Origin of the sequence: Nocardia puris, from assembly GCF_036051655.1 — a bacterium.
Taxonomy (GTDB): Bacteria; Actinomycetota; Actinomycetes; order Mycobacteriales; family Mycobacteriaceae; genus Nocardia; species Nocardia puris.
Window position 1 is genome coordinate 3,021,132 of record NZ_CP107943.1, and the last position, 23,790, is coordinate 3,044,921.

Here is a 23,790-nt window from a genome sequence, read left to right on the forward strand (position 1 = left end):
AGAACATGGTCAATGGCATCAAACACCGCTCCGCCCTCGCGATCGCGGCCGGAGTCGTGACGGTCGGCGTCGCTGTCGTCGTCGCCGGAGTGGCGATCAGCTCCGGACCCGATACCCCAGCGATCACCACCGCCGCGGCGACGAGTACCGCCGACATGCCGTCACACAACACGATTCCGACCAGTACACCCGCTCCGGCAGCCCCGCAGCCCACCACCGCGCCAGCCCCAGCACCGGCCGCCACACCCGCTCCGACAACGCCGGTCGTTCCGAACGGCACCGCCGGCATGTCCCCGATGGAGATGCAGATGTGGCTGGAGGCCATGCGCATGGGCATGCAGACCGGATTGGGAATGGGAATGGGGATGAATCCCGGCATGAACAACGGCATGGGCATGAACAACGGGATGGGTATGGGCAACGGCATGGGCATGGGCATGAACAACGGCGGCATGGGCATGGGCATGGGCATGGGCATGGGTGGCATGAACGGGATGGGCAGCATGAACGGCAATACCGGAGCGACGGATGGCACGACGAACGGCAAGTGATCATGCCGCCGCTCGGACAGAACTGACCAGAACCACCCACAGTGCCCCGCCCAGAGAGAGGTTGCCGCTGACATGCACAGAATCGGTTCCCCCGGCGACAGAGCCACGCTGGCACTCGACGACCGGGCCACCGTGGTGGCCCGGCACCGTGACTATCGCGAGATAGGCAGGCAGTGATGGCTGACCAGCCGGATCAGGCCGACGAACAGGACCGACGTATCGCGACGCGGATCGGGGTGGGCGCTGCAAGCATAGTCGGCGCGATCGCGGTGACCACGGTGCTGATCACCAACGGCCAACAGTCCGATCCTGCGCCGTTGGCGGTCGCGGTAACCGCCGACGCTTCGGCGGGCCAGCCAGTGCCCACCACGGCCACCCCGGCACCGAGCACAGCCACGATGCCTGCGCCGATGACACGCAGCAGCGGCAGCGGCTGTGGTGGCGGCGAAGCCGAGACCGGACCGACGGTCCCGACAACGGCTGCCGCACCGTCGGCCGCCGCGCCGGGCCAGCCGCAACGGCAGGCGACACCGCCTGCTCCGATGACGCGCAGCCATGGCAGCTGAGCACGCGGAGTCACGGTTCCCGGTGATGGGCAGCGACGGGCACCTGATCGTGGTCGGCGACCCGCAGCTGCTCACCATCGCACGCGAGAGGCTCGAGGAGTGCGAGGCACGCTGGTCGCGGTTCCGATCCAGTAGTGAACTGTGTGCTCTCAACGCGGCCGCGGGCAGCTGGATTCGGCTCTCGCCCCCCACGCTCGCACTGGCATCGCTTGCGGTGCGAGCCTGGGAGGTGACCGGCGGGCTCTTCGATCCGACCGTGCTACCCGCGCTGGAGTCCGTCGGCTACCTCCGCAGTTTCGGTGCGCCACAGCCGGATTCACCTGCCAATCCGATGCCCGTGCCGGCACCGGGGTGCGCGGGGATCGAGTTCCGGCGCGACATGGTCCGGCTGCCTCGGGGGGTGAGGATCGATCTCGGCGGCATCGGGAAGGGTTACGCGGCGGATCTGATCGCGGCGGAATTGATCGCGGCCGGCGCCGAGGGCGTCAGCGTAAACCTCGGGGGTGACCTACGCGTGGCAGGAGTCGCGCCCGGCGCACAGCCGTGGGGGGTCGCGGTCGCCGATGAAACCGCCCCCGAATCCGACCTTGTTCATGTGGCCATGACCGAGGGAGCGGTCGCGACATCGACTCGGCTGCGCAGGCGCTGGCAGCAGCACGGGCGCGACCGCCACCACCTGATCGACCCACGCACCGGGACCTCTACGAGCAATGGCGTCGACGCCGTCACGGTGATTGCGGGCGAGGCATATTGGGCCGAGGTCCTGGCCAAGGCCGCGCTGATCGCGGGGATCGCGGCCGGGACGGCCGTGCTGGAGAAGTGGGGTGTCGCGGGGTTGATCGTGACCGAGGACGGGTCAGGGCATCGCGCCGGCCCGTGGGAAAGGTTTGTGACGTGGGCTCCCAACTGTCCTGGTACATAGCCCGTTCCGGGGGGCTGGTCTCCTGGTGGCTGCTGTCGGCCACGGTGGTGTGGGGGCTGTTGATGTCGAGCCGGGTACTCGGTCCGCGGGCGATGCCCGCGCGCCTGTACGACCTGCATCGGTTCGTGTCGGTGCTGTCGCTGGTGTTTCTTGGGCTGCATCTGGCCGGTCTGCTGACCGATCGCTGGGTACGGCTCGGCGTGCTGGAGGTGCTGGTCCCGTTCACCTCGCAGTACCGGCCCGTCGCCGTCGGGTGGGGTGTGATCGCGGTGTATCTGCTCGGCGCGGTACAGGTGACGTCGCTGCTGCGGTCACGTATCCCGCATCGGTGGTGGCGCTGGGTACACACCACCGCGTTCGTGCTGTTCGCCCTTGCGACCGTGCACGCGCTCACCGCCGGGACCGACCGGACTCTCGTACGCGCGACCGCGCTTGCCCTGGTCGCGTCGATCGCCTTCCTTGCCATCTATCGTCTACTGGTCGGGCGCCGAAACGACGGTGGTATTTCCTCAGCCCGGTCCGGCACGGCGCCTCCTGCGCAAACAGCTCGGCTCCGAACACAGTCGATGCAGATTCAGGCAGTGCAGAGAGTAGCCGACGGTGTGGTCGCCCTCGACCTGGCCGACCCGGACGGTGCGCCATTGCCGGGGTGGGCGCCGGGCGCGCATATCGACGTGTGCCTGCCGTCGGGCCTGATCCGGCAGTACTCACTGTGCGGGGAGCCCGCCGCCACCGGGTCGTATCGCATCGGGGTCCTGCACGTCACGGACGGTCGCGGCGGCTCGGCCGAGGTGCACACCTTGCGGGCGGGCGACCGGATCGACATCGGCGGCCCGCGAAACAATTTCCCGCTGGTGCTGGCCCAGGAGTACCTGTTCGTCGCCGGCGGTATCGGCATCACCGCGATCGTGCCGATGGTCCGCGCCGCCGAATCCGCGGGCTTGCCATGGCGTCTGGTGTACGGAGGCCGGTCTCGCTCGGCCATGGCCTTCGCCGACGAACTCGTCACTTTCGGTGGTGACCGAGTCCGGCTGGTTCCGGCCGATATCGCTGGGCTGCCCGATCTCGCTGCGGCAGTGTCCGCCACCTCACCCGAAACGGCGATCTATGCCTGCGGGCCCGAGCCGATGCTGACAGCGCTCGAGAATCTGATTTCTACCGAATTCCCCGACCGCCCTCTGCACACCGAACGGTTCGGTCGCGGGCAACCACGGGTAACGGCCGTCGGCCCGGACACCGAGTTCACGGTGAAACTGCGGCGCAGCGGACAGAACCTGGTGGTTCCGGCCGACCGCAGCCTGCTCTGCGTCCTGCGCGACGCAGCGCCGGGAGCGGTGTCGTCGTCATGCGAGCAGGGCTTCTGCGGCAGCTGCGAGACCCCGGTCTTGGACGGCGTCCCCGACCACCGCGACACCGTGCTCCCTCCTGGGCAACGCGACCGCCGCGACGTCATCTACCCGTGCGTATCTCGAGCGCGCACCGCCACCCTGACTCTCGATCTGTAGATCAGCGGATGCCTTCGGCCGCCAGGCCCTCGCGCTGCTGGGTAGCGTCGATGCTGAATGCGCCGCCGTGGATCAGCTCACCGAGGCCACTACCAAGGCATTCCAGCAGCACCCCGACTACGCGGTGATCACCAGTTTTCCTGGCCTGGCTGACCTCTCCGGCGCTCGGGTGCTCGGCGAGATCGGCGACGACCGCGAGCGGTTCACCGACGCCCGTTCGCTGAAGGACCTACGCCGGTTCTGTGCTGATCACGCGGGCCTCCGGGCGCAGCATCTCGATTACCCGCCGCGTGGTGAAGAACAACCGACTCAACGCTGCAGGATTCCTTTGGGCGTTCGCCGCGATGGCGAAAGCCGGCGCACCCCAAGACCATTAACGCCGAGGACGCGACCGCGGCGATCGGCACGCCGCTGCGCTTCGGCACCTCTTCGACCGCTTCCTCGGGCAGCTCCACTACTGCTTGCAAACCGGTCAGCACTACGACCCGATCAAGGCGTTCGGGCCCGCTCAGGACGCGTCCTTCGAGATCGCGGCTTGACCTCTTGGTGTGATCGGAGGTCTTCTTCGGCGCGTTCAAGACCGATATCGACGCCGAACTCGCCCAGCTCGGCCCGACCGGGTACCGGCCCTTGTGGGTGCGCGACACCCTGTTCTGAGTCAGCAGCACGGCGCCTCGCCGGCCGGGTCGATGAGCGCCTCGGCCAGTGGGCGTGCGAGCTGGGTGTAGGCGTCGGCGACCGGTAGCACGGTCATCCCAGGATGCTCGGATCGCCACTGCTCGGCGGCGTCGGGAGTGGCCAGGAACATCTGCGGATTGCAGCAGGTGGCGCGGACCTGCCCGCCCCGGATCCCGGCGGGGTCGACGAAGGCCACCATCGCGGCGGCCGGTTGCAGGTCGGTGACTCCCGTGACTGGATCGACGGTCAATCGCACGGCGCTGACGGTAACCGGGCACTCGGATTCGACGTGTGCGCTCGCCCCGATCACGGCGGGGAAGACGAGCGTGTCGGGCGCACACCAGGTGTAGAGCTGATGGCCTGCGACGGTGAATCGGTGCGGGGTCGGATTCAGGGTCAATCCCCACCCGAGGACCCGGCCCTGCTCGTCGTATTCGATGTCGGCGCCGATCGGTGTCTCTTCGAGATCTCCGGCGTCGACACCGGCTGCGGCCGCCAACTCCGTGACGGTGACCGGCGCTCCGTGGGCCAGCAGCCGCAGCGCGGCCCGCAGCAGCGCCCGGTCACGGTCGGCTGGTGCGATCGTGGCGAAAACGTCGGCGGGAATGGAGTCGGTGCTCATGAGAGTCAGCCTTTCCGAGAATGCGTCGGGTGCGATGTCGATGACGGTAGGGTCTGTCCCCGGGGGCAGAGTCAAGCCCGCCTCGGGCATCGGCACGGGACCTCGGTCCAGCACACATCGTCGGCGGCCCACCGCGCACGGTGGATGCTGGTGAAGTCGTCGATGCGGTCGAGGATCTGCTGGGCGTCGCTGATCCGGCGGTGCAGCCGCTGTCGCGACCGCTCCAGTAGCTCGGCCAGACGCGCGCCGACCGCTCCGTCTCCACTATCGACGGCGGCATCGGTGAGCTGGCAGATCTCGGCGATGGTGAGCCCGAGCCCGCGCAGCTCGCCGATGAACCGCACACACCACAGTGCGTCATCGGTGTAGAGGCGGTAGCCGGCCGCGCTGCGCCCCAGGGTGTGGATGAGCCCGAGGTCGGTGTATTCACGCAACGCCTTCACCCTCACCCCGGTCCGCGCCGACAACACGCCGATCGTCATGTGCCCGTTCATCTCGGCCTTTCCTGGAGGAGATCGTCAGCCTGCGCAGCAGGACAGTTTCGTCACGTCGGTGGTGAAGGTCTGGGCGGTCAGTTTCAACGCTTCGGCCATGGTCAGATACGGCGCCCAGCTGTGGGCGAGCCGGTCGACGGTCATACCCGCGGTCATCGCGTATCCGGCGGCGGTGATCAGGTCTCCGGCACCCTCGGCCAGCGCGTGCACGCCCAAGATCCGGCCGGTATCGGCGTCGGCGACGATCTTGGCCAGGCCACGGGTATCGCGATTGACCAGCGCCCGCGCCACACTCGACAACGCCAGCGTCCGGCACCGGCACCGGTATCCGGCCGTCACCGCCTCGGCCTCGGTGAGCCCCACGGCGGCGAGGGCGGGGCTGGTGAACGTCAGCCGCGGCACTGTGGCGTAGTCCAGGACCCGATCCGCGTCGGCGAACGCGTTGTCGGCCACCAGCGTTCCCTGCGAGGCGGCCACATACACGAACTGCGGGCCCCCGGCCACGTCCCCGGCCGCCCAGATCCGGGCATTGCCGGTGCGCTGACGGTCATCGACGATCACCGCGCCGCGCCCGTCGACACCGACCCCGACCGCCTCCAGGCCCAGCCCCGCGGTGTTCGGGCGGCGACCGGTCGCGACCAACACGTGTTCGGCCCGCAGCTCGCTGACCCCGGCCCGAGTGCGCACGCTCACCAGCTTGTGGCCGCCACCGGCCAGGACCTTCTCGACGGTGGCCGCGGTCAACACGGCGATATGCTCATCGGCGAAGACAGCCTCGATCGCGGCCGAGATTTCCGGTTCCTCGCCCGGCGCCAGCCGCCCCAGGGCCTCGATCACCGTCACCCGGGTGCCGAGGCGGGCGAACAACTGGGCTTGTTCGAGCCCGACAGTGTTGCCGCCGATCACGATCAGCGACTCCGGGAGCCGCTTCAGGTCCATGGCGGTGGTCGAGGTCAGATACCCGGCCTCGACCAGACCGTCGATCGGCGGGATCCACGGCGTCGCACCGGTCGCGATCAGGTAATGGCCAGCCTCGATCACCCGGGTCCCGCCGTCGTTCGCTCCGACCCGCAACCCCGGCGCCGCACTCGTGCCGTCGAACACTGCCGTGCCGGAGACGATCTCCCACCCGTACTCGCCCGCCAGCTCGATGTACTTGTTTGCCCGCAGCTGCGCGACCAGCGCGTCCTTACCGGCGATCAGGCCCGGAAAATCCAGCGGCACCGCAGCGGCACCCAGGCCGGGAAACCGGTCGGCGGCGGCTGCGGCGTGGCGGGCCTCCGCGGCGGCCAGCAACGTCTTCGACGGCACACACCCGACGTTCACGCAGGTGCCACCGACGGTGTCGCGCTCGATCATCACCACGGACCTGCCGTGGCCGACCGCGGCGATAGCGGCGGCGAACGCCGCCGAACCGGACCCGACGATCGCCAGATCCGGACGGGATTGTGTCGTGGCCACGCCTGCCTCCTGAGGGGTTGAGCAACCGCGTCGCCAGCCAACGGTTGCTATTCGCATTGACGAATACCTACAGGGCTCATACTATGCGCTTAAGCGAATAGTTCAAGTGGTGTGGAGGTGCCCCATGTCCCGGTCCACGACCGCCGTGCCCGGCGACGAGCTGGCGTGCACACATCTGGATACGACGGCGAAGTTCTTTCGCGCCCTGTCGGATCCGACCCGGTTGAAGCTGCTGGAATACATCCTCGCCGGCGAACGCACCTCGGCCGACTGCGTCGCCCACGCCGGCATCTCCCAGCCGCGGGTGTCGGTGCACCTGTCGTGTCTGGCCGATTGCGGATACATCGTCGCGCGCCGCGACGGCAAGAAGCTGCGGTACACGGTCGGAGACCCGCGCGTGGCCGAACTGGTGCTGCTCGCCCGGTTGCTCGCGGCCGACAACGCCGCCGCCCTGACGTGCTGCACCCGCATCGACCAGGTACCGGACGGTGACCGGACATGAACGCCCTCGACAGCCCTCACGTCTCGGCAGCCGCTCACCGTCGGCGGGTTCACCGCGGCTGGGACTGGGTGTCAAGCTCGCCGAGGTCGATGCCGAGCTCGCCGAACTCACCGCGGTCCGGCGACACCCTGGCCGCCGCGCTGGCGGCCGGACGCGAAGACCTGCTCGAGTGCAGCGAATCCCCCCTGCTGCCCTGTCCCATCGACACCGAACCCAGCGCCAGGCAGCGGTGGCTCGGCGAGCTGCGGGGGAGGCCGTTGTGGCTGCTGCGACCTAGACACGCCGCTGGCGGGCTTGCATCGGGACCGCGGCACTGCTGCCTGGGCTGTTGCGCGGTGGTGCCCCGCTGCTGATCGCGGCCGTAGCACTGAGCAGCGGCACGCTGCTGGTGAGCCTGTCATGGCTCCAACCGCTCGGATTCGCCCATCGGACTCGGGCTCCTCGGACTGATCTGGTCCCGCCAATGACTCGCGCCCGCGGCTGCGATGAGGGCTGCGCAGCCACACCTTCCGGCGACGCGGGCACTCCGGCCCGCACCACCGCCGCGACCTGGCTCAGGCCGTCACCGAGTTTGGCGCCTGCGAGGCCACCACGGTGATCAGCACCGTAGCCGTCAATGGCGCCATCGCCGGTGCTCACCGCGCGCCGAGACCGACTGCCCGGTCTCGGCGCGGTACACCTGGGGTGAGCCACGCCAGCGTCAGTGGGATGACGATCAACACGAGGAACGCTTCCAGGAACGGTCCGGCCTCCACGAACTCGGCCAGATCCGACGTAGAACCGCAGCGTGGTGGCAGGGACACCGCTCCGCCGCGCCAGCTGGGAAATACGCATCATCACCACCCCGCGACCCTGAACCTTCGACTCGACTCGAAGGTCAGACCGGCCGTGACGGTTGCCCCCGAGGGCGGTGTGGCCCCGGCGGCCGGTCCCGTGTCCGCGACGAATCAACCTGGCCTGATCGCCGCGCTACTCAGCGGCGGCCCGTGGTGCGCGAGTGTTGGGGCGAAACCTGAGGGAGGGCAGCCACCAGTTCCACGCGCCGAGCAGGCGCATGAGGGCGGGGACGAGGACGAGGCGGATGAGGACGGCGTCGATGGCGACGGCGACGGCGAGGGCGAGTCCGAGTTGTTTGAGTTCGAGGATGTCGGCGGTGAGGAAGCTGGCGAAGATGGCGATCATGATCGCGGCGGCCGCGGTGATGGGGCGTGCGGTGTGGGTGAGCCCGGCCGCGACGGCGCGCTGGTTGTCGCCGCTGGCGTCCCAGTATTCGCGGATGCGACGAATCAGGAACACCTCGTAGTCCATCGAGAGCCCGAACAGTAGCGCGAACACCACGGTGGGTAGGTAGACCTGCACGAATCCGGGGCTGGTGAAGTCGAGGACGTTCTCGCCCAGACCCCACTGGAACACCGCGACGGTGATACCGAGGGCGGCGCCGGTGGCGAGCAGGTTCATCGCGATGGCCTTGAGGGGTAAGGCGATACTGCGGAAAGCGGCGATGAGGAAGACCAGCGAGGCGGTCAGCACCAGGGCTACGACCAGCGGAAGTTTGGTGGTCATTTCGTCGGAGAGATCGACGAATTCGGCGGTGCTGCCGCCGATGCGGATCTCGGCTCCGGCTGCGCCGGCGGCTGTGTTGCGCAGGTCGCGGACGAGGTCGGTGGCGGCCATCGAGTCGAAGGTGACCGAGGGGATCGCCATCGCGAGCATTCGACCGTCATTGAGCTGGGCGGGCAGGACGGTGTCGATGCGGGCGTCGCCGTCGATCTCGGTCAGGAATCGGTTGACCCGTGCTTCGGCGTCTGCGGTGAGTGGGGTGTCGCCGGGGCCAGTGGCGATGATCTCGACCGGGGAGAGTGCTCCGGGCGGGAAGTTGGTGGTCAATGCGGTGCTGGCGCGTCCGGTCGGGCTGTCGTCGAGGGCGGTGGTGCCCATGTCGAGGCCGTAGCGGATCCCGAATACCGGCAGCGCGGCGAGGACCAGCACCGCTGCGGCCGCGGTGCCGAAGAGGACGGGTCGGCGCATGACGAGATACGCCCAGCGCGCCCAGCGGCCACCGAGAACGCCGGGAGCGTCGGTGGCGCTGTCGGCAGGGCGCCAGCGGGCCGGGAGACTACCGCGGTTGACAGCCGGGCCCAAGGCGGCGAGCAGGGCGGGTAGCAGGGTGACGGCGACGGTGAGCATGCTGGTGACGGCGGTGGCGACGCCGATGGCGATGCCACGGAAGATCGGTGCCTGGATGATGATCAACGCGCACAGCGAGATCATCACCACCAAGCCCGAGACCAGAATCGTTTTGCCTGCTGTGGCGAGGGAGCGACCGACGGCGCCGCTGATCGCGGCATGGTCTGGCCCGGTGTGGTGGGTGAGTTCTTCGCGGAAGCGGCTGACGATGAACATCGCGTAGTCGATACCGACGCCGAGGCCGACCATGGTGGCCATGGCTACGGTCAGCGAGTCGAACGCGGTCACAGCAGTGAGGGTGAACAACACTCCGACCGCGGTCAGCATCCCGGCGATGGCCACTGCGATCGGGACCGCCGCTGCGGCCAGGGCGCCGAGGGCGAGGACGAGCAGGACCAGCGCGACCGGGATGCCGATTGCCTCGGCACGGGCCAGGTCGGCGTTCTGCAGTTCGGTGGCCGCGTTCTGTACCGCCGAGTACCCGGTGACCCCCACGTCGATGGAATCGTCGCCGGTGGTGGCGATGGCGTCTTGCAGGTCGCGCGCGACTTTCGCGCGTTCGGCCATGTCGCCGTTCATGCCGGCGAGCGCGATCGCGACGTGACCGTCGGCCGAGATCTGGGATCCGGGCAGCCCGTCGTAGGGGCCGACGACGTCGACCACGCCCTCGACCGCGGTGGCGGCGGTGATCGTGCGAGCCACCGCTGCACGGAACTCGGCGTCGGTGGCGGTGACCGCGCCAGACTGCAGCACGATGACCGCCTGTTCCGTACCGAACTGCGGGAAGTGCCGGGTAACCAGGCGATCCACCTCGGTGGACTCCGAGCCCTCGACACCGAAATCCATCGCACCGAGCCGGTTCTCGAGCAGCGGGTAGGCCACCGCGCACACCACCAGCAGCAGTCCCCAGACCGCCAGGACCGCACGTCTGCGCCGGGCCATCAGAACGCCCCACCGATATAGCACTCCGGGCGAGCCCGGCGGCGATGGTTGCTGAGGCGAGTTCTCGACGACGGCGGACTTCTGCTGGTTCACGCGTTCTCCCTCCGTAGCGACCACGAATTGATCGTCATATCACGATGTAATCGTTGAAACGAGATTAATCACACTCTCACTCGATATCAATAGCTTTCGCCGCTATCATCGCTTTATGGCGATTAATGATGGCGGGGGTTGCCTCGTCGAGACGCAGGGGTTGGATCCGGCGGTGGCCCTGTTCCACAGCCTCTCCGATGCGACACGGTTGGCGATCGTGCACCGGCTGGCGTGCGGGGAAGCGCGGGTCTCGGACCTGATGGCCGGGCTCGGACTGGCTCAGTCAACGGTATCGGCGCACGTAGCGTGCCTGCGCGACTGCGGGCTGGTCGTGGGCCGCCCGCAAGGGCGGCAGGTGTTCTACAGCCTGGCCCGCCCGGAGTTGATGGACCTACTCGCCTCGGCAGAGACCTTGCTCGCGGCGACAGGCAATGCGGTGGCGTTGTGCCCGAACTACGGCACCGACTCCACCACCGAGACGGAGAGCGCGGAGGTACGAGCATGAGCGACGCATGCGGCTGCGGCCACGACGAACCCGCCGGTGACGGCGAGGCCGAGGAACGCGAACCCGAAAAGCTCTGGGAAGTCAGTGAACTGCGCGCCGCCGCGGTCGCCGGAGTGCTGCTGGTCGCGGCACTGATCGTCGGCTGGACCGGCGGCCCACGCGCCGTCGAGTTGGGGTTGGAGATCGCCGCACTGCTCGTCGGTGCCTACACCTTCGTCCCCTCCACGCTCAAACGGCTGGCCAAGGGCAAGATCGGTGTCGGCACGCTGATGACGATCGCCGCGATCGGCGCGGTGATCCTCGGCGAGGTCGGCGAAGCCGCCATGCTGGCGTTCCTGTTCTCCATCAGCGAGGGCCTCGAGGAGTACGCGGTCGCGCGCACCCGCCGCGGGCTGCGCGCCCTGTTGAACCTGGTACCGGACCGGGCCACCGTGCTACGCGACGGCACCGAAACCGTCATCGCCCCTGCCGAGCTGCGCGTCGGGGACCGGATGCTGGTGCGCCCCGGTGAGCGGGTCGCGACCGACGGGGTGATCGTCGACGGGCGTAGCGCGCTGGATGTTTCGGCGATCACCGGCGAATCGGTACCGGTAGAGGCCGGGCCGGGCGCGGAGGTGTTCGCCGGGGCGATCAACGGCACCGGTGTGCTGACCGTCGAGGTCACCACGACCGCCGAGGACAACTCCCTGGCACGGATCGTGCGGATCGTGGAGGCCGAGCAGGCCCGCAAGGGCGACGCTCAACGCTTGGCCGACAAGATCGCCAAACCGCTGGTGCCCGGCATCATGATCGCCGCCACAGCCATCGCGGTGATCGGCGCGCTCTTCGGGGATCCGGTCACCTGGATCGAACGTGCGCTGGTGGTGCTGGTCGCCGCCTCACCGTGCGCGCTGGCGATCTCGGTGCCGGTGACCGTGGTCGCCGCGATCGGTGCGGCGAGCAAGCTGGGTGTGCTGGTCAAGGGCGGTGCCGCACTCGAGGCGATGGGCCGGGTGCGCGAGGTCGCGCTGGACAAGACCGGCACGCTGACGGCGAACAAGCCTGCCGTCGTCGAGATCGCCGCCACCGGCGGTGTGCACGGGGACCGGGTGCTGGCGGTCGCGGCCGCGCTGGAATCGCGCAGTGAACATCCCCTCGCCCGCGCCATCCTCGCCGCCGTCGACACCGTCACTCCCGCCACCGACGTCGAGGCGGTCACCGGTGCCGGGTTGACCGGCCGCGTCGACGGACGCCGGGCGCGGCTGGGCCGTCCGGGCTGGATCGAACCGGGTGTTCTGGCCGCCGATGTGGAACGGATGCAGCACGCGGGGGCGACCGCGGTGCTGATCGAGCTCGACGGCCAGGTGATCGGTGCGATCGCTGTGCGCGACGAACTGCGGCCCGAGGCACACGAGGTCATCGACCGATTGCACGCGCTGGGAATCCGGGTCTCGATGCTCACCGGTGACAACGCCCGCACCGCCGCCGCTCTGGCCGCTGAGGCGGGGATCGAGGACGTGCACGCGGATCTGCGCCCGGAGGACAAGGCCCACATCGTGGGCGAACTGCGCAGCGACCGGTTCACCGCGATGGTCGGCGACGGCGTCAACGACGCCCCCGCACTGGCAACCGCCGACCTCGGTGTGGCGATGGGCGCGATGGGCACCGATGTCGCTATCGAAACCGCGGATGTGGCGTTGATGGGTGAGGACCTGCGGCACCTGCCGCGGGCTCTCGAGCACGCTCGTCGGGCTCGCCGGATCATGTTGCAAAACGTCGGTTTGTCGTTGGGGTTGATCACGATCTTGATCCCGCTCGCGCTGTTCGGGATTCTCGGGTTGGCGGCGGTGGTGCTGGTGCACGAACTCGCCGAGATCGTCGTCATCGCCAACGGTGTCCGCGCCGGACGCACCAAACCCCTGGCCTCGCTGACCGATTCGGCGGCAAAGCCCGCACCGGTACTGGCCGGAGCGCCCGCGTGACCGCCACCGCGTCGTCTGCTCCCACCGTGTCGCGGTGGGGGCGGCGACTGCGGTGGGTCGCTGCCGCGGCCGCGCTGGCCGGTATCGACCTCACGCTCAAAGCGTGGGCGCAGACCACGCTGGCCGGGGCCCCGATCGAGGCGGGTCCGGTGGACCTTAAGTTGGCGTTCAACCCCGGCGCCGCGTTCTCGATCGCCGCCGACGCACCGAGCTGGGTGATGCTCACCATCACCACCGTGATCACCACCGCGGTCGCGGTCGGCGGATGGGTGGTCGCGCCGCGAGCGAACCTGCTCACTCGCGTCGCGCTCGCCGCAATCCTGGGCGGCGCGGTTGCCAACGTGATCGACCGGGCCCCCGACGGTGTGGTCACCGACTACCTGCACACCGGCTGGTGGCCCACCTTCAACCTCGCCGACACCTTCATCGTGCTCGGCGCGACCGCCCTCATCAACGCCACTCTGATCGGAAACTCCGATGAGCGAGAACCACTCTCACCCGAACACCACGCCGACGACCGGAACTGAGCCGGGCCCGTCACGTCGGTGGGCAGGGCTGGCGGCGCTGGTCGTCGCCCTGCTCACCGTCGGGCTGGACCTGATGGTTCTCAACGTCGCCCTGCCCACCCTGGCCCAAGACCTCGGCGCGAGCACCACCCAGTTGCAGTGGATCGTCAACGCCTACACCCTGGTCTTCGCCGCGCTCATGCTGCCCGCCGGCGGCTTCGGTGACCGCTACGGTCGCAAACGGCTGCTGCTGATAGGTTTGGTCGCCTTCGTCGCCGCCTCAGCCTGGGCCGCTTTCAGCGGGTCCACCGGCTCGCTGATCGCCGCCCGCGCGGTCATGGGCATCGGGGCCGCGATCATCGTGCCGCTGTCGCTGGGGATCCTGCCGACCCTGTTCGGCCCCGACCAGCGTCGCCGCGCGATCGCGGTGTGGGTCGGTGCACTGGGTGTCGGGTTGCCGCTGGGGCCGATCGTCGGTGGCTGGCTGCTGCAGCATTTCTGGTGGGGCTCGGTGTTTCTGATCAACGTCCCGGTCGGTGTCGCCGCCCTGGTTGCCTGTGTGGTGCTGTTGCCCGAATCGGTCGACCCGCATGCACCGGCGTTGGACTGGCTCGGGATCCTCACCGCCGTGCCCGGTACGGCGGCGCTGGTATTCGGCATCATCCAGGCTCCCGCGTACGGGTGGACCGATCCCGTCGTGCTCGCGGCTCTGGCGGCCGGTGTGGGGCTGATCGCGGGATTTCTGGTGTGGGAAAGCCGTGCCCGCGACCCCTTGGTCGATCTGGCACTGTTCACCAATCCGGCCTTCACCTGGCCCACCCTGGCCGCAACCGCGGGCACCTTCACCCTGGTCGGCGTGCTGTTCGTGCTGCCGCAATACCTGCAGATACTGCGCTACCACGACGCCTTCGGCACCGGCCTGCGCTTGGTGCCTCTGGTGCTGGCGATCATCGTCGCCGCAGCCGCTGTGGACAAGATCGTGACCCGACTCGGCGCCAAAATCCCGATCGTCACCGGCATGGTGATCGCCGCGGCCGGATTCGTGCTCGCATCCCGCATCACCGTCGACTCCGGCTACGGCTTCGTCGCGGTGTGCCTGGCGACCGTGGGCCTGGGAGCCGGGCTGGCGTTGGCGCCGGCTGTCGACGCGGTCATGGCGAGCCTGCCCGAGCATCGCAGCGCCGCAGGAGCTGGGTTGCTGATGGCCATTCGACAGGTCGGTGCCGCGTTCAGCGTCGCGATCCTGGGCACCCTGCTCACCGTCGTTTACACCCGCGACCTCGACCCCCACCTGAGCGGCCTGCCCGAACCAGTGGTCAGCGCGGCGCGTGACAACATCGCCGGAGCGCAACTTGCCGCGACCCAGATTCCCGGCCCAGCGGGCGCCGATCTGGCCGCGTCCAGCGCCCACGCCTACAGCCACGCCATGTCCGCAGTGTTCCTTGCCAGCGCCGCCATCAGCGCACTACTGGCCGCGGCCATCGCCGCCAAACTCCCCAACCACACTCCTGCGCCCGCGCCGACATCACCGGCGCGTGATCGAAACTGAAATAGCCACTCCCATGACAGCGGCTACGGCACGCGACACAACTGCGTGGCAGCCGATCAGCAGTGCACTCCCCGAGAAAGGGCATCCGCCGGAATGGTTACCTCGATCCTGCAGGCCATCGGACTCTTCCTGGTGACCAACATCGACGACATCATCGTGCTTTCGCTGTTCTTCGCCCGCGGCGCGGGAACCCGCGGAACAACGGCCGCCATCGCGACCGGACAATATCTCGGTTTCGGAGCGATCCTGGCCGCGTCGGTCCTCGTAGCGCTGGGAGTCACGGCGCTGCTGCCCGAAGAAGCCATCGCCTACTTCGGGCTCATTCCTCTGCTGCTCGGTCTGCTCGCCGCCTGGAGAGCATGGCGCAACAACGGCGACGACGATGAACGGTTCGAGGGCAAGAAGGTCGCGGTCTGGACGGTGGCGGCGGTGACCTTCGCCAACGGCGGCGACAACATCGGCGTCTACGTCCCGGTCTTCGCGACCGTGGGTACAGCGGCGATCGTCGCCTACTCGGTCGTGTTCCTGCTCTTGGTCGGCGTGCTGGTGTTCACCGCGAAGTTCCTCACCACCCGCAAGGCCATCGCCGAGATCTTGGAACGGTGGGAACACATCCTGTTCCCGCTCGTGCTGATCGTTCTCGGAATCGTCATCCTCGTCAGCGGCGGCGCATTCGGCCTCTGAGCTTTCGCCCCATGTCCGCTCAAACCACATCACGATGCCAGGAGGCCGGAACAGTGGCTTGTCTGTACTGCCCATTGCTGTCCAAGCGTTGCCCCAAACCGTGGGCGCGGAGGTGAGTACTGGTAGGCACCCCTGGTCCGGCGGGGTTTCCCTGACCTCTGGGCTCATGACATTCACCGGGGACATCGGCGACGCGCCTGCACACGCACACGCCGCAGTGCAAGTGCTCTTCGTTGCACGCGGTCGACTAGCCCTGACCGATGCGACCGGACTCACCACCCCCGCTCTCGCAGCGATCATCCCACCCGGTGTAGTCCACCAGGTCCACGCCGAACCCGGCACCAGCGGATTCCTCGCCTTCCTCGACCCTGACAGCACGACCGCTCACGCAGCACTGGCCCGACTTGGCGAGCAACCTCGCCAGGCAGCCACCACTTGGGTCAGCGTCGCCGTACCCGCCTCGACCCCGCCCGTCGCCGGCCCGGTCACGCCGCCAACCCGCCCGCCCTCACATCCGGTCGTGGTCGAGGCACAACGCCGGGCAACCGAGTGGGTGGGAGGGCCACCCTCGCTGAATGATCTCGCCACCAACATCGGAATTTCGGCGAGTCGCCTCTCCCACATATTCAGCGCTCAGGTCGGGTTGCCTTATGCGGCGTGGCGGCGTTGGATACGACTGCAGCTCGGATTCACCGTCGTGCGTGACGGCGGAACCCTGACCCAGGCCGCGCACACAGCGGGATTCTCCGACAGTGCCCACCTCACCCGCACCTGCCGCGACCTGATCGGCATCTCACCGACCGAAGCCCTCATCGCCACCGGATGGCGGCCGCCACCAGCAGCACACGACCCGCCCGGAGCCGGATAATGCTCTTCGCGACGCCCGAACTAGGTCACCCTCCGGCCACCGCATCTGGGCCCGGTGCATTCTCGGCCCCGCTGGACGCTGGGGACTGAGGTGCCGGTGCAGCTTCTACCGGTACCAGTGCCGGTCCCGGTGAAAGCGCTGCTGAGGCGACCCAGCAACTTCTTCGGGCGGCGCTGGAGGCAGCCAGAACAAACCCGGGACCTACCTCAAATCGTCTCGGCCCACGGTCGGCCCTGAGTGATCTCGGCGCATCTACTACCCTGGCGACGTGCAGGACGGGCGTCGTAGGAAAGCTGTGCGAGTGGGACTCGCTCGGTTGACCGCCGTGCTCGCAGCTCTGGTGGGGCTGGCGATGATGCAGACTTCGCCGTGCGCGGATGAGGCGTTCGTCGGTCACGACGTCGTGTGCTCGACCGCCGGTTGGGGCGCGAGCGCTGCCGCCGACATGGGAATGGCGGCGTCGGAAGTACTCGGAGACCGCCAGGATGCCGCCGGTCTTCCTGCCGTGAACCCACGCGCCCCGCAGGCCCCGGACTGGGTGCTCGGTCTGTGCGTTGTTGCGCTCCTCAGTGCCTTGCTCGCGGTGACGTGGCGTTCCGGCCCCGGCCCCAGCCCCGCCGTCGTCGAATCGGCTCGAAGCGGGCCGCATCCGCCGCCTGCCCAGCGACGCTGCCACGCGCCCAGCCTCGCGATGCTCTGCGTGCTGCGCACATAGAAGCACCCGGCAGTCCTCGAGCCGCGCGTACCACTGCCGAGACCGATCTCGGCACCCCACACCATCACCCCGGTAACCGCCGATACGCGGCCGAACGGGCATTCGGCTCAGGCAACTGCCCATCGTGGCCACTCACATGGTCGGCGGACAACCGCGGTCAGCAATTGAGCGCGGCTGACGGTACCCGGACGCGCGTATCACCGCGACCTGCCCGACTCGCAACGAAAAGGACCAGACATGCCACAGCGGCAAGACAACAACGACAGCAGCCAGCTCCCGAAGGTGGCGCGCCAGGCAAGGCCCGCTCCTCACCGAAGGAAGAACGCGATGATCTCCGCGGCAGTCGTTGCCGTCTTCCTCGTGGTAGCTGCGGTACTCGTCGCGATCAACTCCGGCTCCGATGACAACAAGGACCAGCCCGTCGCCGAGGCCGACACGCAGAGCATGCTCGTGCGCGACAACAGCCATCGGCTCGGCCCCGCCGGTGACGGCAAGGTCACGTTGGTGGAGTTTCTCGACTTCGAATGCGAGGCCTGCGGGGCGGTGTTTCCTTTCGTGGAGCAACTGCGCGAAACCTACAGCGGGCGAGTGACCTTCGTCGCGCGCTACTTCCCGATCCCGTCACACTTCAACGCCGAACGCGCGGCACGGGCAGTGGAGGCCGCCGCCGGACAGGGCGCGTTCGAGGCGATGTATCAGAAGATGTATGAAACCCAGCCCGACTGGGCCGAGCAGCGCGTCGCGAAGGACGAGGTCTTCCGTGGTTTCGCACGCGAGCTGGGCTTGAACATGACGCAGTGGGACAACGCCTACAACGATCCTGCCACCCTGCAACGGATCAACAACGACGTCGCCGACGGGCGGACCCTCGGGGTGCAGGGAACGCCCACGTTCTTCCTCAACGGTGTCAAGCTCCAACCACGCTCCGCTGAAGACTTCACGAAGGCCATCGATGCCGCACTCGCCGAATAAGGCCGAGGTTGCCACGGGGGCGCCGGCGAGTGAGGCTTATCAGGAGCCGTTCCCGCAGTTGTTGCCGTGGCTGCTGCTGATCGGCGGTCTCCTCGGCACGGCGGCAGCCAGCGTGCTCACCGTGGAGAAGATGGCACGTCTGCGAAACCCCACCTATGTGCCCAGCTGCAGCCTGAACCCCATCATCTCCTGCGGGTCGGTCATGGACAGCCCGCAGGCCACGGCGTTCGGCTTCCCCAACCCCTTGCTGGGGATCGCCGGTTTCGCGGTCGTCACCGCCGTGGGCGCCGGGCTGCTGGCCGGTGCACGGTTTCAGCGCTGGTTCTGGTTGGGACTGCAAGCAGGTGTCACCTTCGGCGTGGTGTTCGTGCACTGGTTGATCTACCACACCCTGTACAGCATCGGGGCCCTGTGCCCCTACTGCATAGTGGTCTGGGCGGTGACCACACCGGTGTTCGTCTATGTCACCCTGCGAAACCTCGTCGTGGGCGTTCTGCCTGCACCGGTGGTGGTTCGTCGGCTAGTCGATGTCTCGGCGGGGTACCACGGTGTGGCGCTCACCATCTGGGCACTCGCGATCGTTGCCTTGATCGGCATCCGTTTCTGGACCTACTGGAGCACGCTGCTGTGAACGCGCGAAATCAGGATGTACTACGATGTGTAGTAGATACGGGTTTATGGTGGAGAAGGGATCGTGCATGCAGCCCAGGGCTCGCTGGTTCGTCTTCTCCTTGGTCGTGATCGCCGCGTTGATCGTGGCAATCTGGCCGCGGTCGGCCTCGTCGGAGACTCGGATTGCGCGAACGGGTGCGTCTGCGACCGCGGCCGCAGGCTCCGCCGCAACTGCTCCCGAGGTGGGTCGCGCGGGACTGACACCACCGCGGCCTTGCCCGGCACCCACTGTGTCGGGGTTCACTGTCGCCAGCTTGCGCGGATTCTCGGCGCGGTGCCTCGGCTCGCCCGACACGGTGGACTTGGGCGCCGCGCTGAGCGGAGAGATGACGCTGATCAATCTCTGGGCGTCCTGGTGCGGGCCGTGCCGGGCAGAGATCCCCGTGCTCGACGCGTACGCGAAGCAACCCGGTTCGGTCCGCGTCATCGGAATCAACGTACAAGACGACCCCGTTGCCGCACTGGAGCTGATGACAGACCTGGGCGCCGGCTACGCCTCGTTCGTCACAACCGGCGACGTGGGCAGAGCGCTGGCCGCGCCTCCGGTGTTGCCACTGAGTTTCCTTGTCCAACCGGATGGTTCGGTCGAGCGGATCACCGCTCCGGCCGTGTTCGACGACCCCGCCCAGATTCGGGCCGCGATCAGTGAGGTGACCCGATGATCCAGCAACTGGGCAGGCGATCAGACCTACGATCGACGCGCACACGAACGCGGCAACCCCGATGGGCCGCTGTGCTCGCGTTGTGTACGTGCCTGACCATCACCGTGAGCGGCTGCGCTTCCGGCTCCGATTCGGTCGCCACCGGTGGTGGCACGTTCGAATTCGTGTCACCAGGTGGGCAGACCGACATCTTCTACGACCCGCCGGGCAGCCGCGGCAAGATCGGGGTGCTGGCCGGGCCCGATCTCATGGCCGAGGACAAGACGGTGTCGGTGTCCGACTACGCCGGACAGGTGGTGGTGATCAACCTTTGGGGTCAATGGTGCGGTCCATGCCGCGCCGAAGCCGACGACCTCGAACGCGTGTATGCCGCCACCAAGGATTCGGGCGTGCAGTTTCTGGGTATCAACGTCCGCGATTCCCAGCGGGACAAAGCACAGGATTTCGTAATCTCCTATAAAGTCGGCTATCCGTCCATCTACGACCCCTCGATGCGCACCCTGATCGCGCTCGGCGGCAGCTATCCCACCAGCGTCATCCCCTCCACCCTGATCCTGGATCGCCAGCACCGGGTGGCGGCGGTGTTCCTGCGTGCCCTTCTGGCCGAGGACCTGCAACCCGTGATCGAACGCGTGGCGGCAGAACGGTGACAACCGAAACAGTGACAACCTTGGCCCAGGGGATCGGCACAAGTTTCCAGACCGCCGCCGCGACCGGGCCCTTGCTGCTCGCACTCGCCGCCTGCATGCTCGCCGGTCTGGTCTCCTTCGCCTCGCCGTGTGTGGTGCCGCTGGTACCCGGATACTTGTCCTACCTCGCCGGTGTTTCCGGGGCCAGCACATCGCACGCGGGCGCCGGTGAGCGAGGTTCGGCCGGGGACCGATGGCGCGTCGCCGGTGCGGCGGCATTGTTCGTCGCCGGGTTCACCGTCGTCTTCGTCCTTGCTACCGCGTCGGTGTTCGGCGTCATCGGAGCGTTGCGGCTCAACGAGGATCTGCTTCAGCGTGTCGGTGGGGTGGTCACGATCGTGATGGGGCTGGCGTTCGTCGGGCTCATCCCGGCGTTTCAGAAGGACACACGCTTCGCCCCGTTGCGGGTCTCCTCGCTCGCCGGTGCCCCCTTGCTCGGGGGTGTGTTCGGGTTGGGATGGACACCGTGCCTGGGGCCGACATTGGCGGGGGTGCTCTCGGTCGCAGCCGGAACAGAAGGCACGACCGCCGCACGTGGCGTGGTGCTGATCATCGCCTACTGTGTCGGACTCGGATCACCGTTTGTCGTTCTCGGTTTCGGCTCCGCGAAAGCTCTGCGAGGTGTCGGATGGTTGCGCCGACACTCCCGGACCATCCAGATCGCCGGTGGGATCATGTTGATCCTGGTCGGCGCAGCCTTGGTCAGCGGCGCGTGGGCAGTTTTCATCGGCTGGCTGCGCAACGAATTCGTCACCGCGGTCGTACTACCCATATAACGAACGCCCTCACGATCAACTCCACCGCCACGTCGACCCCGCCGCTTATCAGCATCCGGTCAGGGGCGACGGGGAGCACCGCAGCGACGCGTTCATCGACAACGCTACGGCCACGGTCGCGTGCCGACCCTCGCATCCGGTCGTGGCCGAGGCATTCGCCGGGCACCCGGCTGGGTAGAATGGCGACCCACTCTGGGCGAACTCGTTGCTGACATCGGAATTTCGGCGAGTCGCCTCTCCCGCATATTCAGTGCTCAGGTCCGGTTGCCCTATGGGGCGTGGCGGCGTTGGGTAGGGCTGCGGCTCGGATTCGCTGTCATGCGGGGCGGCGGCTCCTGGCCCGGGCCGCGCACGCAGCGGGATTCTCCGACAGTGCCCACCTGCCGCGACCTGATCGGCATCTCACCGACCGAAGCCCTCGTCGCCACCGGATGGCGACCGCTACCAGCAAACAACCCGCCCGGACCCGGATAACGCTGCTCGCGACGCGAGAACTACTTCAGTCCGGCCACCGCATTAGGGCCCCAGATCAGCCTCGGCCCCGCCAGACGACGGTGGGGGCTGCGGCGCCGGTGCAGCATCTGCCGGTACTGGCGCCGGTGGAAGCTCTGCTGAGGCGGGCGTCGAGGACGCGGGAGAAGGCGTCGGATGATCGGCAACCGGTCGGGGTAGTGCGAGTGTGGTGACGGTACCGGTTTCCTGGTTGAACACCAACGACCCCCCACCGAAATCGACTCGTACACCACCGGGCACGGGGTACTCGTTGCTGTGGGGTGCGCCCAGCACGCCGTCGATCCCGCCGAGCTGAGCAAACCGTTGCCCGATGCGCCCGGCCACCTCATAGATCTGACCTTGCGGAGCTTGAAACAGGTAGCCGTTGACGAACCGGGCGTACTGTGCCCCGTCGGCGGTGAACATCAGCTCCGAGGCCGCCGACCCCAGCCGCCCCTGCGGGCCACCGGCATCGACCCAATACCGAGCCACCACACTGCGGTCCACCAGACCCAACAGTTTGCCCGTCAACGCCGCCAACAAGGACACATCAGCATCGGGATGCGGATCAGGATCGGGTACCGGTGACGAGCCCGGTCTCGCCGGAGCTCGTCCGGCCCCCACGCTCGAACTCATACCGGCGGCGATGGAACGAAGACGGTCCATGAGCGCGTAGGCGGCATCACCTGCGCAGGTGGTGTTACCGACATCGCGGTGGGAGAACACCACCGGCAACTGCACCTGTTCGCCCTCGCCGTACGGGGTGAATTCGGTGCCCTCGGAGATCATGGTCGTGGTGCCTTGCGGATCCAACCCCGCGACCCGCGCTCGCCACCCGATGAACTGCCCCATCGCGGCGATCGCCGCCTGCGACGGTTCTTCGGATTCGTGATTTCCCATGAACGCCACCCCGGCAGTGTTCTCGTTGAACCCACCGGTGTGCGCGCCCTGCACGGGCCGGTCCAAACCACCGAAGTGTCCCTCGAAGATCTGGCCGTACTTGTCCACCAGCGTGTGGTAACCGATATCGCACCACCCCAGCGTTTCGGCATGGTAGGCGTAGATGCCGCGCACAATCGCCGCCGACTCGGCCTTGCTGTAGTCGTTGCGCCCCGCGGTGTGGTGCACCACGATCCCACCCAGGCCGTCATCGTAGGTCGGCTCCTCACACCGCAGTGACTCATCGGCGCCCCACTGTGCCCGGCTGATCACCCGGGGACCACCACCTGCCGGCGGTGCCGCAACCGCCGACAGATCCTGCTCGCCCCGGCCTGGATCGAGCAGCACCGCCGACAGTTGCGCGGGACCGAGTTGGACCGGCTCGGTGATCGTGCGCGGCTCCTGCGGTCCGGACACACCCGGTCCGGCGGCTGCTCGGGTGCTGAGAATTTGCACCGTGTCGGTGTCACCGACATAAACAGGTTCGCTGCCCTGCACGCGCCCCGGGCCTGGGCGGCGGGCCGCAACACTGTCGTCGGTTCCGGCCTCGAACCACGGTCCCCAGGAGCCATCGAGTTGGCGGGCCCGCACCATCGTGGTGATGCCCCCCAAGTCCGGCGCTGTCAAGCCGATCATGCTGAAACGACCGGGATGAGTGAGCTCGGTGACCTGCGCCCCGACTCGATCGACCAACTGCTCGGGCACCACGCCGGCATCCAACGCAGGCGTTGTTGCCGAGATCGGCGCGACTCCCTCGCCGGCGATGAAACCGACCGGCCCGACCCGTGAACCCTCCGGGAGCGGCGGCGCACCCGGGACCAGGCGTAGATCACCGACCCGCAGGTCCGGCAACGGCATACCCGCCAGCTCGCGTAACGGCACCACCGCCGTCGGAGACTGCGACAATGCGACCACAGTGGTCCTTGTTTGCGCACTCTGGCCCGGATCGCTGTCATTGGAGAACCGGTACTGCCCCCCAGCGCCGAGGAAACCGGCCACGAATGGCGTCGCGACCACAGCGACCGCGACCATGGGAAGCACGAAGGGCTGTTTGCGGGCGTAGTTCGGCACCAGTACTCCTACCTCGGTAGAACCGCGGCGGCCGGTCCGGAACCACAACCCGAACCGCACCACCGATCACACCAACCACAACCACCCCAAAGAATGAAGTGTCACTTGAGACTGTAACCGGGATGTAGCTGACCTTCGGTGCGACACTCGGGCCGTTGGCCACTCGCCGACAGATCACTCCGCGATGACCTCCACGTCGGACACCA

Annotated in this window: 23 protein-coding genes and 1 pseudogene; 18 read left to right on the plus strand and 6 right to left on the minus strand. The window is 68.0% G+C overall.

The window, feature by feature from the left end; translation table 11 throughout:
- The first annotated feature begins 5 nt into the window (after positions 1-5).
- From OHB21_RS13540 to OHB21_RS13560, 5 genes and pseudogenes are all read left to right on the plus strand, one after another.
- A complete protein-coding gene (locus OHB21_RS13540; protein ID WP_195142493.1) occupies positions 6-551 on the plus strand; it encodes a hypothetical protein in 546 nt (181 codons plus the stop codon).
- A 176-nt stretch (positions 552-727) separates the two neighbouring features.
- On the plus strand, positions 728-1,117 hold the full coding sequence (locus OHB21_RS13545) for a hypothetical protein (RefSeq protein ID WP_195142492.1): 390 nt from the start codon (positions 728-730) through the stop codon (positions 1,115-1,117).
- Positions 1,107-2,039: an FAD:protein FMN transferase gene (locus OHB21_RS13550; RefSeq protein WP_195142491.1), complete on the plus strand. Its 933-nt coding sequence runs from the start codon at positions 1,107-1,109 to the stop codon at positions 2,037-2,039. Before OHB21_RS13545 ends, OHB21_RS13550 begins: the two co-directional genes overlap by 11 nt.
- Positions 2,012-3,544, plus strand: a complete 1,533-nt coding sequence (locus OHB21_RS13555) for a 2Fe-2S iron-sulfur cluster-binding protein (protein ID WP_195142490.1) — start codon at positions 2,012-2,014, stop codon at positions 3,542-3,544. The genes OHB21_RS13550 and OHB21_RS13555 overlap by 28 nt, the downstream gene beginning before the upstream one ends.
- Before the next feature lie 7 nt (positions 3,545-3,551).
- Positions 3,552-4,083 (plus strand): annotated as a pseudogene (locus OHB21_RS13560) (transposase); the annotation flags it as partial.
- A 119-nt stretch (positions 4,084-4,202) separates the two neighbouring features.
- On the opposite strand, the gene merB reads toward OHB21_RS13560, so the two are convergent.
- The 3 genes from merB to merA form a co-directional block, all read right to left on the minus strand.
- Positions 4,203-4,844, minus strand: a complete 642-nt coding sequence (gene merB, locus OHB21_RS13565; protein WP_005179592.1) for an organomercurial lyase MerB — start codon at positions 4,842-4,844, stop codon at positions 4,203-4,205.
- Positions 4,845-4,915: 71 nt separating this feature from the next.
- Positions 4,916-5,338: a MerR family transcriptional regulator gene (locus OHB21_RS13570; protein ID WP_195142488.1), complete on the minus strand. Its 423-nt coding sequence runs from the start codon at positions 5,336-5,338 to the stop codon at positions 4,916-4,918.
- 24 nt (positions 5,339-5,362) lie between these two features.
- Positions 5,363-6,799, minus strand: a complete 1,437-nt coding sequence (merA, locus tag OHB21_RS13575; protein WP_195142487.1) for a mercury(II) reductase — start codon at positions 6,797-6,799, stop codon at positions 5,363-5,365.
- A 124-nt stretch (positions 6,800-6,923) separates the two neighbouring features.
- Here merA and OHB21_RS13580 point away from each other — a divergent pair, with 124 nt between their 5' ends.
- Positions 6,924-7,301 (plus strand): ArsR/SmtB family transcription factor, encoded by a 378-nt coding sequence (locus OHB21_RS13580; protein WP_005179587.1) that lies wholly within the window; start codon positions 6,924-6,926, stop codon positions 7,299-7,301.
- Between the two features lie 273 nt (positions 7,302-7,574).
- Here the strand turns inward: OHB21_RS13580 and OHB21_RS37495 are convergent, their stop codons facing one another.
- The gene (locus tag OHB21_RS37495; RefSeq protein WP_407675240.1) at positions 7,575-8,138 is read right to left on the minus strand and encodes a MerR family transcriptional regulator; all 564 of its coding nucleotides are present in this window, start codon (positions 8,136-8,138) and stop codon (positions 7,575-7,577) included.
- A gap of 132 nt (positions 8,139-8,270) precedes the next feature.
- Complete coding sequence (locus tag OHB21_RS13590) at positions 8,271-10,430, minus strand: MMPL family transporter (RefSeq protein ID WP_228815669.1); 2,160 nt, start codon at positions 10,428-10,430, stop codon at positions 8,271-8,273.
- Positions 10,431-10,638: 208 nt separating this feature from the next.
- Here OHB21_RS13590 and OHB21_RS13595 point away from each other — a divergent pair, with 208 nt between their 5' ends.
- From OHB21_RS13595 to OHB21_RS13650, 12 genes are all read left to right on the plus strand, one after another.
- Positions 10,639-11,028 carry an ArsR/SmtB family transcription factor gene (locus OHB21_RS13595; RefSeq protein WP_019290696.1) on the plus strand — a complete coding sequence of 130 codons (390 nt, stop codon included), beginning with the start codon at positions 10,639-10,641 and terminating at the stop codon, positions 11,026-11,028.
- A complete protein-coding gene (locus tag OHB21_RS13600; RefSeq protein WP_006902503.1) occupies positions 11,025-12,989 on the plus strand; it encodes a heavy metal translocating P-type ATPase in 1,965 nt (654 codons plus the stop codon). Before OHB21_RS13595 ends, OHB21_RS13600 begins: the two co-directional genes overlap by 4 nt.
- The gene (gene lspA, locus OHB21_RS13605; protein ID WP_195142485.1) at positions 12,986-13,516 is read left to right on the plus strand and encodes a signal peptidase II; all 531 of its coding nucleotides are present in this window, start codon (positions 12,986-12,988) and stop codon (positions 13,514-13,516) included. The genes OHB21_RS13600 and lspA overlap by 4 nt, the downstream gene beginning before the upstream one ends.
- Positions 13,467-15,044: a DHA2 family efflux MFS transporter permease subunit gene (locus OHB21_RS13610; protein ID WP_195142484.1), complete on the plus strand. Its 1,578-nt coding sequence runs from the start codon at positions 13,467-13,469 to the stop codon at positions 15,042-15,044. Before lspA ends, OHB21_RS13610 begins: the two co-directional genes overlap by 50 nt.
- Positions 15,045-15,137: 93 nt before the next feature.
- Positions 15,138-15,728 (plus strand): cadmium resistance transporter, encoded by a 591-nt coding sequence (locus OHB21_RS13615; RefSeq protein ID WP_195142483.1) that lies wholly within the window; start codon positions 15,138-15,140, stop codon positions 15,726-15,728.
- Positions 15,729-15,894: 166 nt separating this feature from the next.
- The gene (locus OHB21_RS13620) at positions 15,895-16,596 is read left to right on the plus strand and encodes an AraC family transcriptional regulator (RefSeq protein ID WP_228815646.1); all 702 of its coding nucleotides are present in this window, start codon (positions 15,895-15,897) and stop codon (positions 16,594-16,596) included.
- Between the two features lie 316 nt (positions 16,597-16,912).
- A complete protein-coding gene (locus tag OHB21_RS13625) occupies positions 16,913-17,311 on the plus strand; it encodes a hypothetical protein (protein WP_195142481.1) in 399 nt (132 codons plus the stop codon).
- Positions 17,312-17,638: 327 nt separating this feature from the next.
- Positions 17,639-18,283 (plus strand): DsbA family protein, encoded by a 645-nt coding sequence (locus tag OHB21_RS13630; protein ID WP_195142502.1) that lies wholly within the window; start codon positions 17,639-17,641, stop codon positions 18,281-18,283.
- Positions 18,264-18,914: a vitamin K epoxide reductase family protein gene (locus OHB21_RS13635; protein WP_328439000.1), complete on the plus strand. Its 651-nt coding sequence runs from the start codon at positions 18,264-18,266 to the stop codon at positions 18,912-18,914. Before OHB21_RS13630 ends, OHB21_RS13635 begins: the two co-directional genes overlap by 20 nt.
- 67 nt (positions 18,915-18,981) lie before the next feature.
- Positions 18,982-19,617, plus strand: coding sequence for a TlpA family protein disulfide reductase (locus OHB21_RS13640; RefSeq protein WP_328439928.1), 636 nt, complete (start codon positions 18,982-18,984; stop codon positions 19,615-19,617).
- Entirely contained in the window at positions 19,614-20,267 is a 654-nt protein-coding gene (locus OHB21_RS13645) for a redoxin domain-containing protein (RefSeq protein ID WP_328439002.1), read from the plus strand. The genes OHB21_RS13640 and OHB21_RS13645 overlap by 4 nt, the downstream gene beginning before the upstream one ends.
- Positions 20,268-20,278: 11 nt before the next feature.
- Entirely contained in the window at positions 20,279-21,082 is an 804-nt protein-coding gene (locus OHB21_RS13650) for a cytochrome c biogenesis CcdA family protein (protein WP_328439004.1), read from the plus strand.
- Between the two features lie 516 nt (positions 21,083-21,598).
- Here the strand turns inward: OHB21_RS13650 and OHB21_RS13655 are convergent.
- Positions 21,599-23,584: an N-acetylmuramoyl-L-alanine amidase gene (locus OHB21_RS13655; protein ID WP_328439006.1), complete on the minus strand. Its 1,986-nt coding sequence runs from the start codon at positions 23,582-23,584 to the stop codon at positions 21,599-21,601.
- Positions 23,585-23,790 lie beyond the last annotated feature (206 nt).

What these genes read in the sequence shown, in the direction of transcription:
- OHB21_RS13540 (WP_195142493.1), top strand. Translation starts at nt 6, where the DNA reads ATGGTCAATGGCATCAAACACCGCTCCGCCCTCGCGATCGCGGCCGGA.
- OHB21_RS13545 (WP_195142492.1), top strand. Translation starts at nt 728, where the DNA reads ATGGCTGACCAGCCGGATCAGGCCGACGAACAGGACCGACGTATCGCG.
- OHB21_RS13550 (WP_195142491.1), top strand. Translation starts at nt 1,107, where the DNA reads ATGGCAGCTGAGCACGCGGAGTCACGGTTCCCGGTGATGGGCAGCGAC.
- merB (WP_005179592.1), bottom strand. Translation starts at nt 4,844, where the DNA reads ATGAGCACCGACTCCATTCCCGCCGACGTTTTCGCCACGATCGCACCA.
- OHB21_RS13570 (WP_195142488.1), bottom strand. Translation starts at nt 5,338, where the DNA reads ATGAACGGGCACATGACGATCGGCGTGTTGTCGGCGCGGACCGGGGTG.
- OHB21_RS13580 (WP_005179587.1), top strand. Translation starts at nt 6,924, where the DNA reads ATGTCCCGGTCCACGACCGCCGTGCCCGGCGACGAGCTGGCGTGCACA.
- OHB21_RS37495 (WP_407675240.1), bottom strand. Translation starts at nt 8,138, where the DNA reads ATGATGCGTATTTCCCAGCTGGCGCGGCGGAGCGGTGTCCCTGCCACC.
- OHB21_RS13590 (WP_228815669.1), bottom strand. Translation starts at nt 10,430, where the DNA reads ATGGCCCGGCGCAGACGTGCGGTCCTGGCGGTCTGGGGACTGCTGCTG.
- OHB21_RS13595 (WP_019290696.1), top strand. Translation starts at nt 10,639, where the DNA reads ATGGCGATTAATGATGGCGGGGGTTGCCTCGTCGAGACGCAGGGGTTG.
- OHB21_RS13600 (WP_006902503.1), top strand. Translation starts at nt 11,025, where the DNA reads ATGAGCGACGCATGCGGCTGCGGCCACGACGAACCCGCCGGTGACGGC.
- OHB21_RS13610 (WP_195142484.1), top strand. Translation starts at nt 13,467, where the DNA reads ATGAGCGAGAACCACTCTCACCCGAACACCACGCCGACGACCGGAACT.
- OHB21_RS13615 (WP_195142483.1), top strand. Translation starts at nt 15,138, where the DNA reads ATGGTTACCTCGATCCTGCAGGCCATCGGACTCTTCCTGGTGACCAAC.
- OHB21_RS13620 (WP_228815646.1), top strand. Translation starts at nt 15,895, where the DNA reads ATGACATTCACCGGGGACATCGGCGACGCGCCTGCACACGCACACGCC.
- OHB21_RS13630 (WP_195142502.1), top strand. Translation starts at nt 17,639, where the DNA reads ATGATCTCCGCGGCAGTCGTTGCCGTCTTCCTCGTGGTAGCTGCGGTA.
- OHB21_RS13635 (WP_328439000.1), top strand. Translation starts at nt 18,264, where the DNA reads ATGCCGCACTCGCCGAATAAGGCCGAGGTTGCCACGGGGGCGCCGGCG.
- OHB21_RS13640 (WP_328439928.1), top strand. Translation starts at nt 18,982, where the DNA reads ATGCAGCCCAGGGCTCGCTGGTTCGTCTTCTCCTTGGTCGTGATCGCC.
- OHB21_RS13645 (WP_328439002.1), top strand. Translation starts at nt 19,614, where the DNA reads ATGATCCAGCAACTGGGCAGGCGATCAGACCTACGATCGACGCGCACA.